Below are 15,716 nucleotides of genomic sequence, written 5' to 3'. Positions count from 1 at the left end.
TAACATATTCCTGTTTACCGGATCAGTCTTCTTATTCGAACTGGCGTATCCAGTCGTCGAGATTCACCTCTTTCGGTATAGCCAGTTTTCGTTTCAGCCGGTAACGTGTCGTGTGCAAACTTCCTTGCGAGATGGAAAGTTGTTCCATAACCTCTTTGTTACTCAAATTCGATTTGATCAGCATGCAAAGAAACTCGTCAGCTTCCGTAAGCGCCGGATAGGCCTCATGTAATCGTGAAAGGAAATATGGGTATGTGCACTGAATGTTTTTACGCAGCTCGTCATTTCCCACAACTTTTGGGATAAACACAGTATCTTCGGCAGCCAGTATATTTTTCGTTTGGGCAGAAGCTTTAGAATGATGTTCCAATTTCCAGACAATGCGTTGATGATACACATCGATCTTCCGGTTCAAATGGTACCAGAAAATGTAATTCGTTGTCAGCAGGAGATAAAAAAGAACCGAGAGGATTATCACCGTCCAGCGGAGATATACCTCGCCCACGATCATCACCGCCACCATCTGCAACAAGGGTAGCGATAAAAGGATCGGGATCAGGAATGCCTGTGTTCTTTTCTTCTTCATATCAGCTCTTTTTATTTGCATCCAAAGTAAAACAATACTTTGCGTCCGTTCGCTCTCACAGTCTGAACAATTCACTGAACAACGACTGAACAACAACGTTTTTTTTCTCATTTCTGTTCATCACACGTTGCTGAACAAACAGCTCACAGCCTTGTCTTCAGACGCTGTAAAGGTATACACTGGCTCATGAACCACCTCGGATAACCAATAGACGATTTAATAGATTTCCTGCAAAAACAAGGGGTAAAACCGGATAAATACACTATTTTTGTTCCCAACCTTAAATATCAACCGAGATATGAGCAATTATCTGTTTTCCCCCGTTTTTCTTCTTCTTTTTCTGCTGGCCGGTTGCCGGCAGCATCCCGTCGATCCTTCGCAACCACTCGAAGCACGGCTGGCTGCGGATACGGAAACGACGCTCAGGGAACATAATGACCGGAACGAAAAACTGCTCCGGCAGAAAGACTGCGATTCGGTTATCATTTGCAGCAGGCAGCTGCTCCGGGGTTTCCCGCAGCACCCGTCGGGCAACGGCGACTCGGTGTTGAAGGAGACACGCCGTCTGCTCAACTTCTACCTGAAAAGCAGTACCCAAAACAAACAAGCGGCCGGAAACAGCCTGTTGACGGATAGTTTGCTGGAGGCAGGTCACCCTTATTTCGACGGGCCTGCCCATTACGACCTGCTGGTCGTCTGTACCGCCTTCCACAATTACGGTAATGATCCGGAAGGGACACGCAAGCTGATCGAACGTTTTGCCGCCCTTCCTCCCTCGCCCGACCCGGCACAGGAAATCTATGCCTGCCACCTGGTAGCCAACGCCTGCTATCGTTACAGCGAACAACCGGAAAGGGAGATTCTTTTCCAGAAACGGGCCGTCGATGCTTACCATGCCGGCGGAGAAGCCAACGACCCGGCCGATCTTTTAAGCACATTAGGCAATTATTACCGCCGCAGGGGGATGTACGAACAGGCCGTCGGGTATTTGCAGGAGGCGCGCGACTGGTGCCTTGCCCATCCCGAACGGCTCGACGAGGGGTTCGTCTATAACTTTACCGACCTGGCCAACCTGTACGACACACTGGAGCAACAGGATAAGGCGCTGGAAAACATTTCGCAGGCCATCGCCTACTCCCTTGCGCTCGACAGCGTGGTGCTGAGCGACCTCTACCGCATGAAAGCAGGCATGTTCTGGAAACCCGAACAGAAAGATTCGGCACGGTTTTATATTCTAAAGGCCCTCAGGTTGGGTGAAGCGCATCAGCACCCGGCGGAGATCGCAGCAGCAAAGAACTTGCTTTACAGCTTTTACGACGAATTTTACCCGGACTCGTCGGCATTGGTGGTGAAAGGCTTCCGGGAATTATGCGCCGTTTCGCAAAACGACGTCATGAGCTATCACTACCCGACTTTCCGCTTCTCTTTGGGAAACGCACTGGTCAAAACAGGGCAGTTGCAGGAGGGTTTTCCACTGATGGAAGAGACTATGGACTATTATCTGGAACAGGATTTCCCTGAAATGATCGACTGGTGCGGGAACATCTTGCTAAAAAGATATGCAGAACATAAGATGTATAGTCGGATAGGTGAAATTTACCCGGTCTATACCGCCATACACGATTCTTTACAGAAAAAAGAAAAACAGCGGTATGCCATCGCCGCCAATATCCGTTATGAAACGGAACGAAAGGAACAGGAAAACCGTGCGTTGGCTGCCGAGGTGGCACTGAAAGAGCAATCGCTCGTCTATACCCGGATTATCCTGGGGTTGTCGGGCTGTTTACTGGCTGCCGGAGTCGTTTATCTGATCCGTCGCCGCCGTCGGCAACTCAAAGAACGGGAAGAACACCGCCGCCAACTGAACGAGTTACTGACTTCACAGCAGGAACTGAACCGGCGTAATGAAACACTAAGCCATGAACTGGAGCAGTTATCGCACAATGAAATCATCGACAATGTGCGCCGGCAACTCGACCCGACCTTGTTGAGCGGTGAAGATGAAAAGCGTTTCCGCCAATCGTTCGCCGCCCTTTATCCGCGCTACCTGCCCGGACTACGGAGCCGCTGTCCGGAACTGACCAAATCGGACGAATTATTTTGCATGCTCATTTACCTGAAACAAAACACGGATGAAATAGCTTTGGCCTTAGGTATTTCGCGTGCCAGTGTTAACACGGCCCGGAGCCGGATACGGAAAAAATTCGGATTACAAAAAGAAGATTCGCTGGATGAATATCTGCAAATAAACTAAAAAAGAAGGTATCCTTTTCGGACACCTTCTTTTTTACCTTACAGAGTTTTTTACCGGAAACCGAAATACAAATTATTATACGGCAGCGGTACGATAGGCGTCTGGAAGCTCCAGGTCTTGTTCTCGTCGAAGTCGAAGGGGCTTTGCGTATCGGTATAAGTCGATTTGCGTGCCAGTTCCTCTGCCGTACAACCGCCGGACTTCGATTTTCCGGAGCCGTCAATCAGAAAGAAAAGACCCTGGTTGGCAACGGCAGAACCACTCTTGAAAGGATCCTGATTGATCGCGCCGATTGAAATGATACGGCGAGGCTTCACATCGTCCAGGCCGTCGAGGGCCGTGTCGCCTACACCGTAACCGGAGGCAGCACCGGCCGAGAAACAATTGTGCAGTTTCAGGTGGTCGCCCTGGAAAGCGATGATTCCGTAACCGTTTTTCCCGGCGCTGATAGTACCGAAGTTGGTGCATTGCGAGATTTCGATGCAATTATCCATGCGCTCGGTCAGGTTGCCGACCGTCGTGACGGCTGCGGAACAGATAACCACAGCAGCAGTAGCGGCTCCACCTGAAACGACTGCCCCGGCAACAGCCAGGATACAACCGGCAACGGCAAGCGCGATCTCACGGTTTTGCTCGATCTTAGCTACCTGCTCGCTGATATCCCCCAGGCGTTCGTGCACGGCATCGGCGTAGAGGTCGTCACCATCCCCTTCCAGGCTCCGGGTGAAGGCCTGCGAATTATCGTAAACCAGTCCGGGCAGTACCATCGAACCGGCCAACGGGCCGTAGTAGGCAGGTAGCGAACTGAAAACTTCGCTATTCATACGTGCGATCATTTCTTCGTTGCGCACATCGAGTTTTTGGTTGTAGAGTTCGTCCCACATGCTTATATCCTGCATCAGCGGCGGAGTGGCGATAGCGTCGATCAGCTCTATGGTAGAAGCTGCGATCTTCACGACGTTTTTGGCTCCTTTGAAAAGGGCTTTCATGCTGGACATTTCTTTCGGCGGAGTTTTCAGCGCCTTCATCAGCTTGTATCTGGTCTTTCCGGAGGAGATGACAACGGAAGCGATATCGTTGTTGGTGAACGATTTGGTTTCGCCAGCGTGGGCTATGATACCGGCTGTGAGGTCGGTACCGCTTACGGGAGCGTAATTGGTGCAAAAGTTGATCATTCCGGTCGTACCACCGAGAGCCAGGATACCGGCTGCCATTCCGCCGGAAGCGGTCACGGGAGCCAGGTTGGAGCTGTTGGTCAATATATAATAGGAAGCGCGCCCCAGCAGGCCGCCGGAAAAACTCCGGGCATCGACACTACCGTTGTTGTAACTGTTGTTGACAACGATGGTAGGTGTGTAGCCGGCCAGTCCCCCGGCAAACGTGTTTGTAGCTTCTATGGAGGCGCGATTATAGCAATCGGTCAGCATAGCTTGTGCTTCGCCTGCGATACCGCCGGAGTTGTCGGTTCCGTAAACGGCTCCGTAATTATGAGCGGAAGCGACGATCAGGTCATTATAGCTTCCATCGCTTTTGCTGATCACAGTGCTGCCAACGATACCGCCTGTACCTTCGTAACCGCTTATACGGCCTTCATTCTGTACGACGGCAAGGGTGGAAGTGCCCAGCCCGCCTGCAATACCTCCGGTTCCGAGTGCGGACGGGTGGGTGGCACTGACGTTGCCTTTATTCATACAGTTGCTGATATTGGCTGTTTCGATACCGCCGATCAGTCCGCCTGCACAACGGCTACCGGCTGCACTGACCTGGGTCAGGTTGACGCAGCTGTCCATAATAGCGGTGGCATTGACGGTTCCTCCACCGACCAGGCCGCCTACAAACGAGCCGTCGGAACGGTTACCTACCGGCAGGCCTTCGTTCACGCAGCGGTGCATGACCAGTACGGCTTGTGCATCGACACCGCCTACCAGGCCGCCGACGAAGTTGACACCGTATACTTCGCTGGCGGTAGCGGATGTTCTCCGCACGCGGCAATTATCCAGATAAGTCGGGGTTTCTTTTTCTCCGGAAGTGCCCAGCACGGCACCGATCAGGGTTCCGGTCGAGTTGGCGCCGATCGATACGGGGTCTACCATCGTGACGTTACGGAACGTGGCACCGCAGGCATAGCCGAACAATCCCGTAGCACGTACCTCGCTTCCGACCTGCTGGTCTTTCGAGTCGAGGGTACGGATGGCGCAATAGGAGATCGTGTGTCCTCCCCCGTCGTAGCAGCCTTTGAAAGGAAAGGCTTGCTGGTGGGCGATGGGACGGAAGCCTTTGTTGTAAGAGCCAACCATGTTGATATCGGCAGTTTGCAGGAAGTATTTGCCTTCAAACGAGTTGTTGCCGTCTTCGATCAGTTTGCGCATGACGTCGAAACCGGTCGATGAGGCGATACGGTAAGGGTCGTCGACCGTCCCGGTGCCGAAGTAGCCGGCCAACTTGTCGAAGGTGGAGGGCGAAACGGCATTCGCGCGGGTAGAGACTTCGAGTGCACAGCCTACGTTGGCTTCGCTGAAGACTTCTTCGCTGGTCTTATGGATGATGGAAGCCAAGATATAACGACCTACGCGAAGCTGTGAGTCGAGGAAGAAAACCGATTTGCCATTCTCTACTGAATGGGTGGCTTTAACGGCCAGCGGAGTGCTTCTATTGTAGATAAGGCGGCAGCTTATTTCTCCTGTAGGAATTGCGCTACTAAGGTCTGCGGCCAGTTCAATACGCTGTTCCTGTCCGTAATCTTCGCCTCCTCCGGGTACGGGTGTTTTATCATCATCGTCTTTACAACTGGTCAGCAGTAGGAAAGAAGTTGCGAGCAGAGCCAGGAAAAGGCGGCTGAAACGGAGGGTATGTATTTTATGTATCTTCATATTGTCTATGTATATTAAATGTATTTATCGGGATAATGGATTGGGATAACCGGGAGCTATCTTATTATTCTTCAAAGTAGGAGCAGACTCCCCATCGGCTCCGAAAGCCCAGATATCGGATGGAAAAGCGGAATAGGTAACCTTTTGACGCATCTGGGTGGCATTTTTCGATTCTGACCCGCTCTTCTTCATATCGCCATCGGAGGCGGTATCGAGGTAATAGCAGTTCTGGCAATCCACGTTCTTATCGTCTTCACCGCCGATAATACCCCAGCCGGTAGATCCTACGTTATAGCAGTTTTTGATCCGGAGGTCTTTCTTGCTTTTGTTCTCTTTCTGTCCGACGATACCAGCCAGGAGGGTCTTGCCTGATGCCCAGGGAACTTCGCCCATGTTGAAGCAGTTCTCTACGGCTGTATGTTCGAATACACGGCCAAGGATGCCGCCTACTGCACTGTTGGCATCGATCTTACCAGCATTGAAGCATTGGTCGATATAGACGTTTTCTTCCTGTTGCCCGAAGATACCACCTGCCGCGGAGACGTTTCGTCCGGATATATCGGCATAGTTGGCACAATTGGCGATCCGGATCTCATATCCTGGTTCGCTGCGCAGACCGACGATACCGCCGAAGCCGTCTACGTTACTGCTTGCCGTCGAAGTCAGGCTGACAAAGTTTTTACAGTTTTCGATCAGGATACTCTTGTTATTCTTGTTTTCCACCCGTCCGACAATGCCGCCGACAGCTCCGCCGGATGAGGTTATACTGCCGGTCAACTGAGTTATTCCGCTGAGTTTGATTTGACCGACATCGTCCTTATTGGTTTCCGCACGTAGATAGCCGATCGCTCCGCCTATGCTGGTAGGGCATGAAGAGGTAATTACTATTTTACATATATTCGTGCCATTGATAACCTGGGTCACCCCGGCTGTATTGCGCATATATATATAGCCACATATACCACCGACAAAGCCACGTTCACCACTTAAACTAGGTTTGGCATATATGTTTGCATAAACAGCAGGTTGTTTGTTTATAACGTATGATGCAGAACCGAGATCCGCTTCAATCCTTCCCACTATACCGCCTATATACGAATCACCTTCAATTTTCATAGATCCTCCCTCTTGGCTGACACGACTGTCCGTACCAAAGCTAAGCGGACTGCTACTGCGTCCGACCAGACCGCCGAGGTAAAAACCTGTAGCTTTTATCGATCCGTCATTAATCATGTTGATTTCACATTGGCTATCCATTTTATCCACAAAACCGATAATGCCTCCCACTCCCATACAACCAACGATAGTTGCTTCGTTAGTCCAGGTGCCTTTGCAGGCAAGGTTTATTCCGACACCTGCAATTCCTCCGCAATCGTAATTTTCCGCATTGACAGGGCCACGGTTGATGAAAATGGCATTCGTATTCATATTTTCCAACTGACCGGCAACTCCACCGACATAGTTGTTGCCATTGATATGAGCGTAAGAGATGAAAGAGGCCGATGCCCTGGCTTCCAGAGATTTACTCAGCCCGACCAATCCACCTACATAGTCTTTTCCCGTTAGGGTAGCAGTTGTACCCGACTCTCGCAGGAATATATTCTCTCCCGACAGGGTAAGGGAACCGGTACCGGCAAATCCACCTACATAATTAGTGCCTGTGAGACTAATAGAGAACGGGCTTACCCTCGGTTGTTCCAGAAAAACCTCCCAAGGAAAAGCATACGAATTGTAGCTGAGCGTGGCCCCGATCCGGCAATCGGTTAAGGAACCGCTGGCCTCTCCAGTGATCCCTCCCGTATAGTTATGCCCTTGTATGGAACCGCCTACGTAACAGCAGGTAAACGAACCACCCGCTCCGGTAATCCCCCCTACTTTATTGCCTTTAGCTGCCGTAACCTGTCCGGTCAGAACGCAGTTTCTTATGTCGGAAGAGGCGGTTTTACCAATCAATCCACCTATGTATTCAGCTGATTTATCGGATTTCACACTCACGGTAAGGTTGGAAACACAATTTGTAATAGTTACATCACCAGAACCTATCAATCCTCCTATATTCGACCTCCCGTTTACAAAACCTGTCAAACTGATGTTTTCCAGCCGAGCCCCCTCTTCCGAATAGCAAGCTGCTGCCCCGATATAGTCTTTTCCTATCAGCGCGACAGAAGTAAATTTAATATCATGCAAATGGGATTGCGAACCCAGTTTATAGAATAGTCCGGCATAATCTTCCGTAGAGCTACTGGAAAGCAAGTCGATCGCATTGCCGTTACCGTCCAGTATGCCGTTGAAGGAGGTGGAACCTCCATTGATATTATGTCTTCCGGCGGGTTCCCAACCTTTGTCGGTGGTGATTTCGGGCATCTGGAAATTAATATTCTCCGTGAGTTCGAAATATTGTCCGCTCAAATCGTTACCGGCAGTCAATCCTGCACATATAATATCGTAGAAATTCTTTCCGCAAGCAATGGCGACAGGGTCTGCTGCACTTCCTACCCCTATACGGTCAGCTTCAAGATTGAAAGTCGAGCGGAAAGTGATATTGTCGGGATCTTCGACCGACAGGCGGGCACCCAGGTAAACAGTATCCTGTGCGACTGCATCCGAAGCCAGCTCATCCGCTTTCACAGCCAGATCTTTTTTCGGAAAGGTAATGTAATTCAAATGGTACATCTGGTGGGGAAGTTCGCTCAGTATCGGGTCTTCCGCATCGATGATCAGCGAGTCTGTCGTAGCAGAAAGGAACGTGTTGATGGGATAAGTGATCCGGTCGTCGACCCCTTTCATATGAATACGGCAATTGACTTTAGAGAAAAGGATCTCGAGCCGTCCCAGGCGAGGTAGTTTCACAGATAGCTGGCGTATGCCGAATTCCTGCCCGGTTATGCTGTTGTCCGGAGGGACGATCGCATCTTCCTTATCATCGCCGCAAGCGAGGAAGCAAGCCAGAAAAAGAAATAGCACTAAAGCAGTGAAAATTGGTTTGAAGGTGTTCATAAGCATTTTTAATTATTTAATTTAACATCAATATCTCATAATAGTATTTTAATCTACAGACAGCCTTATTCCAGCCCCTGTATTCAGTCGTTGGTGTTGCCTTTTTAAGTACTGAATGAAATGCCCGACTCTCACCTTCAGCAAAGTAAAGGTATGTAAAGAGGTGTGATAAACCTTAAAACACCAATAGACAATTCAATAGACAATTACTTTACGCAGGAAGAATGGAATGAAAAACATAGGATATAAAAAGAGTCGTACAGGGAATAACAGCTTATTAAACTAAAAAAGGGATGACCCTCGTCATCCCCTTTTTTCATGTTTGGCGTGATATATATAGTCTTGAGAATTAAATGCGTATTATTTACCGGAAGTTTTAAGGCTTACCGGTTTGAACAGGAATACGAACAGGAACAGCAGCACCGCCGTGCAAACCGAAGAGATCAGGAACAATACCGGCCAGTCGCATTTGTCGCCGTCGCGGAAAAAGCTGATCAGCCATCCGTTCCATAACGTCCCGATCAGGAAGCCTACGCCCCATACCAGGAAGAAAAGCAATCCCTGTGCCTGTGCTTTCATCTCTTTCGGGGCTACATTGTCCGTGTACACCTGTCCGCCGACATAGAACAAGCCGAAGATCAGGCCATGCACGATAATTCCTATATAGTAGAACCATTGCTGCCCGGTTTCCGCACCGAAGAAGAAGGCTCCGTAACGAACCAGCATCGCCACCATACCAAAGATCAGCGTGTTCTTGATCCCCGACTTTACGAGGATCGTTGTTGTAATGACCAGAAAGAACATTTCAGCCAGCTGGCCGAAGTTCATCGTCACCGTTATATTACGAACCTGTTCGTCGGCCAGGATCATGGAACCATATACATGATACAGGGTAAACGGGATGATCGAAAGGAACGTAAGGATCATAAACACCCGGTAATTCTTATCTTTCATCAGCGAGAAGGCGGAAAATCCGGTTATATCCATCACCGATATCTTCGAACTTTTCGCCACGGAAGGCGGAGTATGCGGAAGCGTCAGGTTGACAAAAGCCGCTACGAAAGAAACGCCGGCACCGCAATACATCGGCAGGTTCGTATCGTCGAACGCCTCCATACCCATCAGGTGGATCGCTACGATACTAAAAATACCGGAAGCCACCCAGCCTACCGAACCGAACATACGTATACGCGGGAACTGCTCGGACGGAGCATGACTCATCGCAATCGTACTTGTCAGGCTCTGTGTCGGCATGTGACAAAGCATAGCCATTACAACAAAGAACATCAGTGGAGGAAAATCCTGCTGCTGGGCAGCCAGCAGCAGAAAGACTCCCGTTAATATATTCAAAACTGCCAATATCTTTTCTGCGGCAAAGTAACGGTCGGCAATCGCTCCGATAAACGAAGATCCCATTGCGCCGATAGCCATTGCACTTAATACTAAGGATACCTGATAGACTTCCAGCTTGAGCGTGTGCGAAAGATAGGCGGCCAGCGGCACCCACCAGACAGCACTCAACATGTACTGTAAAAACATCATCAGACATAGCTGAACTTTTGTTCCGAGTCCTTTATTAGTATGTAGTGTACTCATGATAGTAAAAAAGGTTATTTGTTGTGTTCTTCAAATCGATGATCAAAAGTAGTCCTTCCCAGAAAGAAAGTCTGTCCGTTCCGGTTGCATTAATTCCCGTATTTATCTCATTCCAGGGTGTTCTCGCACGGTATGATACGATTTTTTAAAACCGTGATACGATAAAAGGAAACCGGTAATACAATTTTATATATCTTGCAGTGTCAAACAACAAACTTATTTATGAGCTATCTGAAGTTGATCTTATCTATACTTTTCCTGTCGTGCTCCCTCTGGATATTTGCTGACGAAAGCAACTACCTTTTCCGTCATTACCAGGTGGAAAACGGGTTAAGCGATAATATGGTGACAGGCTGTGTGCAGGACAAAAGCGGCTATATATGGATCGGGACGCGCGACGGCCTGAACCGTTTCGACGGATATACCTTCAAAGTGTTCCGCAACGATCCCGACGATGCAGAATCGCTCGGTAACAACTGGGTCACACATCTGAACTGCGACAACGAGGGGAATTTATGGGTAGGAACGCTTTCCGGATTGTATCAGTATAACGAGACAAAAGAATCGTTCCTCCATGTACCTTTCACCAAGAACAAAGGGATCGACCTCTTTCAGTTCGATGAGAACAACCTGCTGTGGCTGCTGATGGACGGAGCACTCATTCAATATAATATAACTGACGGACAGTTCCATATCTTCGCCGGAAACAACGGACAGACTTATACATCTTTCTGTATCATGCCCGACAATTCCATCTGGCTGGGAGACTCGGAAGGTTTTATCTCCCTGCTGAACACGGAAGACGGGACACTTGACTCGTACGACCTTTTTGCGCATTCCCCGGCTACGACTTCCCGGAAGCTCTCCATGCTCTACCGATCGCCTTCGTCGGCCAATATCTATGTGGCTTTCGAACACGACGACGTGAAGATATTCAATGTTCTTACCAAAACATACCAGGATCTGAACATCCAGGAGAAAAACCAACTGACTATCCTGATCAACTGTTTTCTTGAAAAAGATAAGGAGGAGCTGTGGATAGGCACAGACTCCGGCCTGTTTATCTACGACCTGCAACTGGGCACCTGCAAACGAATCCGGCAAGATCCACTCGACCCCTACGCCCTTTCCAGCCATTTCGTCTCCGCCCTGTTTGAAGACCGGGAAGAAGGCGTCTGGATCTGTTTCCACCAGAACGGGCTGAACTACTACTCCCCTTTCCGCCCCTTCAACGTATATTATCCCTGGAACGAAACGCATTCACTGAAAGGTGAAGTAATACGCGACATTTGTAGCGATGCCTATGGAAACAGATGGATCGGTACGGAAGACGCGGGTGTGAACTGCATGGAAAAGAAAACGGAGACATTCACCAACTACCAGCCTGTACCGGGTGTGAAAAGTCTCTCCCACACCAATATCCGCGGACTGGCCGCTTCGGGCGACAACCTGTGGATCGGCCATGTGATACACGGCATCGACCTGATGGACATAAAGACCAGGAAGGTGATCAAGCATTACGACTTGCTGAAAGACAGCCATACGGTCAAAAACAGTACGGTGCGTTGTATCAAGGTACTGCGTGAAGGGGAAATACTTGTCGGTACGGAAGACGGCATTTTCCGTTACGACTATCTCAACGACCGTTTTGTCTATGCTTCCCAGTTCCCGCCATTTGCCGTGAACAGCCTGTACGAAGACCGTGCAGGGAAGATATGGCTCGGCATGTTCAACCGTAGTTATTACTTCAACACCACCAGCAACACGGGGATGTATCTGCCGTACGACAAGCTGAATACCCAACGGCACAATACCGTGAACGATGCCTGCGAAGATAAAGACGGGAATATGTGGTTCGCCACCGTCGAGGGCGTGATCAAATACGATTTCCAGACCGGCGAGTCGCTGCATTATACCGTAAAGAATGGCATGCCGAGTAACGTGGCCTTCCGCATCCTGCCGGACGAAAACAACTGCCTTTGGATCAGTACGGCCAACGGCCTGGTCTGCCTTAACACACAGACGGAAAAGATCATGACCTATACCGAGGCGCACGGCCTTGTCACCCGCCAGTTCAATTACAACTCGGCATTTAAAGACGATGACGGCACGCTCTACTTCGGTACGGTAAAGGGATTTATACACTTCAAGCCCGGAGACGTAAAGCCTGCGGCCGAAAAGATGGATGTACACATCAGTTCGCTCGACATACAGAACGGGACGGGAGGACGGCAGATCATCAACAGTTCTTCTTCTTCGGAAGTGAAAAGAATCACGCTGAACCACGGTCAGTCGACCTTCAATATTAATTTTTCTTCCCTCAACTTCATAGCTCCGAAGTCCATACAATATGCCTACCGGATGGTGAGTCTCGACAGGGACTGGATACCGTTGGGCGAACGTAACATCGTCTACTTCACCGAACTGCATCCCGGCGACTATACGTTTGAAGTCAGGGCGGCCAACCTCTCGAACAATTGGGAAGGCAAGATCACCCGCCTGCACATCACGGTACTTCCGCCTTGGTGGGTCTCCACGTCTGCCTACATTATATATTCCATCATCATCCTGGCCGTTATCATCTACCTGATCTTCTACTGGCGACGGAAAAACAAACGCAGCATGGCTTACAACATGCAGATATTCGAAAGCAAGAAGGAGAAAGAGCTTTACCAGGCCAAGATCGACTTCTTTATCAACATCGCCCACGAAATACGTACGCCGCTGACGCTGATAAAGAATCCGCTCGAACGTCTGCTGAGATCGGACAAGATCGGCGAGAAAGAGAATAACTCGCTGATACTGATGGATAAGAATGTATCGCGCCTGCTCTCGCTGGTCAACCAGCTACTCGATTTCAGAAAGACAGAGATAGAGGGTTACCGCCTGAATTTCATCCGCACGGAGGTCGTTTCGCTATTAACTGAAACAGCCAAGCGTTTCCAGGAGATAGCCACGGAAAACAACCTTTTGCTGAACCTCGACCTCACCGTTCAGGAGCTGTACGTATTCGTAGACCGCGAAGCCCTCACCAAGATCATGAGCAACCTGTTCTCGAATGCCGTTAAATATGCGGCCGGCAGCATTGTCGTACGCCTGCAACCGTCAGCCGATTACGAGACCTTCACGATCGACTTCATCAACGACGGCGTTCCTGTTCCGGCAGAAATGAGGGACAAAATATTCGAACCTTTCTACCGCATCAAAGGGAACGAAGACAAACCGGGCACGGGCTTAGGTCTCCCTCTGGCACGCTCTCTGGCAGAAATGCATCACGGTACGCTCTGCCTTGCCGATACTTCCGGTAATCAGACCCTGTTCCGTATCACTTTGCCGGTAAAACCGGTCGGTGCCGTTAAAACAACCGAAGAGGAAATCCAATCGCTACCGGAATCCCGCAAAATTACTTATACCCGCGAAGAAGGCCGCCCCACTATCCTGATCGTCGAGGACAACAAGGAAATGAGCGCTTTCATTGCCGACGAAGTCAACGAAAACTACAACGTGCTGATCGCAGGCAATGGCTCCGAAGCGCTGGAACAACTCAAAAAAGAAAGCATCCAGTTGATCATAAGCGATGTGATGATGCCTGTCATGGACGGCTTCTCCTTGCTCCGGAGCGTAAAGACAGACATTGAATTCAGCCATATCCCGGTTATCCTGCTGACGGCCAAGAACACCATGCAGGCGCGCCTGGAAGGGTTGGAACTGGGAGCCGATGCTTACATCGACAAACCGTTCTCCACCAACCTGCTGATGGCACAAATATCCAACCTGCTTTCCAACCGGGACAATATCCGTAAGTTCTACTTCAATTCGCCGATCGCCAATATGAAGTCGATGGCCTATACCAAAGCGGACGAAGGTTTCCTCGAAAAACTGAACGAGATCATCAACGAAAACATCGGCAACCCCGAATTAGATGTCAACATGATCGCCGACCTGATGCACCTGAGCCGCCCGACCTTATACCGCAAGATACGCGCTATCTCGGATCTGACCCCGAACGACCTGATCAAAATCAGCCGTTTGAAGAAAGCGGCAGAGCTACTGTTGCAAGGAAATATGAAGATATACGAAATATCGGAAGCAGTAGGTTTCAGTTCGCAATCTTACTTCTGGTCAGCCTTCATCAAACAGTTCGGCATGAGCCCCTCGAAATATGCTAAAGAAAACAGGTAGGTACGGATATGACAAAGGGCTACCCATACCGGATAGCCCTTCATTATTCAATAGACATATTTTTTATTCCTGACTCGCCAAATGGTTCTTTAGCGGATTAGTGTACATTTCCAATATCTTTGTACGCAGGAATGCTTCGTCCTTATTAGGAAGAACGATCTTATCCAGTTGTCCCTGCAGGTATTCTTCGAAATGTTTCTTATCTCTTAGTCCGTAATTGCCGCTGAAACGTTTGGTTCCGGTCAGCATATCATAAGCTACATAGTTGCAAGGATAGAAACGGTAATGTTTGTAGATTTCCTTATCGATGATGGAGGCGATCGCTGCGATCAGTTCGTTCTTTTCCATATTCCTGTCGAGAGCGGCTAACTGGTCGTTGATCGGCTCTGTCAATGTGAAGTGAACGCGGCCTTTATTATTCAGGATACCGGTTTCCATGCTCAACAGGTCGTCGCGCTGGCTTTTTACATAGTCAGGATCATCCCGTTTCATCTGGAACTCTTTTGCTTTCAGGAAGTCGCAAGGGTCATATTCGTAAGAGATAGCGACCGGGAAAATATTCAGATCCATGATGTTAGAAACGATATCCTTGTCGCCGCTCATGTTCAGCATCTTCAGGACACTCCCCTGTGTACGGTCGTTCGAATCCTTGGCACGGCCTTCACGCTGGGCGATCCAGATAGACTCTTTCGTTTCGTTGATCGTATGGCGGACATAAGCGGAAAGCGTACGGCTGACATCCAGCATCTGACGAACAGAAACTCCGCGTTTTACGATAAAACTGTTGTTCAGGCGAACCAGTGTTTCGATCCAGGGACGGATCATCAGGTTATCACCTATCGCTACCTGCGTCATGCCATAACCCACATCATACAGCATAACATTCAGGAATGAGGCATCCAGTACGATGTCGCGATGATTGGAAATAAACGTACAAGGCTTTTTGTCTTTCGGAAGACGGCTCCGTCCGGAGATTGTCAGTGAGAAAGTTGTCTTATTGGCAACCATCATCACCGCTTCGTAAGCCAGCTTCGATTTAAAGTCTTCTTTTGTCTTGAACGAACGCATCGTTTCAGAAAACTCTTTCCAGTTCACATCCGGCTTGATATACCGGAAGGCCCGCTCGAAATCTTCGTTGGTTACCAGTGCTTCGATAGCATCCTTCACCTCGTCGTTGTTCAGCGGACGAATGTCGTCAAAATTATAGGAAACTTCTGTATCCATATCTTTT

At 49.4% G+C, this 15,716-nt stretch carries 7 protein-coding genes and 1 pseudogene; 3 read left to right on the top strand and 5 right to left on the bottom strand.

What is annotated here, in order from left to right; all coding sequences use genetic code 11:
• Positions 1-31: 31 nt before the first annotated feature.
• Complete coding sequence (locus tag HMPREF1212_RS00510; protein WP_052724893.1) at positions 32-586, bottom strand: helix-turn-helix transcriptional regulator; 555 nt, start codon at positions 584-586, stop codon at positions 32-34.
• Between the two features lie 298 nt (positions 587-884).
• On the opposite strand from HMPREF1212_RS00510, the gene HMPREF1212_RS00505 reads away from it, so the two are divergent.
• The gene (locus HMPREF1212_RS00505) at positions 885-2,840 is read left to right on the top strand and encodes a transcriptional regulator (protein WP_052724892.1); all 1,956 of its coding nucleotides are present in this window, start codon (positions 885-887) and stop codon (positions 2,838-2,840) included.
• A 50-nt stretch (positions 2,841-2,890) separates the two neighbouring features.
• On the opposite strand, the gene HMPREF1212_RS00500 is transcribed toward HMPREF1212_RS00505, so the two are convergent.
• On the bottom strand, positions 2,891-5,710 hold the full coding sequence (locus HMPREF1212_RS00500) for a hypothetical protein (protein WP_046148045.1): 2,820 nt from the start codon (positions 5,708-5,710) through the stop codon (positions 2,891-2,893).
• Between the two features lie 856 nt (positions 5,711-6,566).
• Here HMPREF1212_RS00500 and HMPREF1212_RS27525 point away from each other — a divergent pair.
• Complete coding sequence (locus tag HMPREF1212_RS27525; protein ID WP_369800832.1) at positions 6,567-6,662, top strand: hypothetical protein; 96 nt, start codon at positions 6,567-6,569, stop codon at positions 6,660-6,662.
• Positions 6,663-7,615: 953 nt separating this feature from the next.
• Here the strand turns inward: HMPREF1212_RS27525 and HMPREF1212_RS27520 are convergent.
• Both HMPREF1212_RS27520 and HMPREF1212_RS00490 read right to left on the bottom strand, forming a co-directional pair.
• A pseudogene (locus tag HMPREF1212_RS27520) lies at positions 7,616-8,074 on the bottom strand (hypothetical protein); the annotation flags it as partial.
• A gap of 993 nt (positions 8,075-9,067) precedes the next feature.
• Complete coding sequence (locus HMPREF1212_RS00490) at positions 9,068-10,303, bottom strand: MFS transporter (protein WP_046148043.1); 1,236 nt, start codon at positions 10,301-10,303, stop codon at positions 9,068-9,070.
• A gap of 222 nt (positions 10,304-10,525) precedes the next feature.
• On the opposite strand from HMPREF1212_RS00490, the gene HMPREF1212_RS00485 reads away from it, so the two are divergent.
• Positions 10,526-14,485 carry a hybrid sensor histidine kinase/response regulator transcription factor gene (locus HMPREF1212_RS00485; RefSeq protein ID WP_046148042.1) on the top strand — a complete coding sequence of 1,320 codons (3,960 nt, stop codon included), beginning with the start codon at positions 10,526-10,528 and terminating at the stop codon, positions 14,483-14,485.
• 63 nt (positions 14,486-14,548) lie between these two features.
• Here HMPREF1212_RS00485 and HMPREF1212_RS00480 read toward each other — a convergent pair whose 3' ends face one another.
• Positions 14,549-15,709 (bottom strand): 1-acyl-sn-glycerol-3-phosphate acyltransferase, encoded by a 1,161-nt coding sequence (locus tag HMPREF1212_RS00480; RefSeq protein ID WP_028728279.1) that lies wholly within the window; start codon positions 15,707-15,709, stop codon positions 14,549-14,551.
• Positions 15,710-15,716 lie beyond the last annotated feature (7 nt).

Origin of the sequence: Parabacteroides sp. HGS0025, from assembly GCF_000969845.1 — a bacterium.
Classification (GTDB): Bacteria; Bacteroidota; Bacteroidia; order Bacteroidales; family Tannerellaceae; genus Parabacteroides; species Parabacteroides gordonii.
Note: the sequence above shows the minus strand (reverse complement) of the source record. Positions and strands in the feature narration are given on the sequence as shown.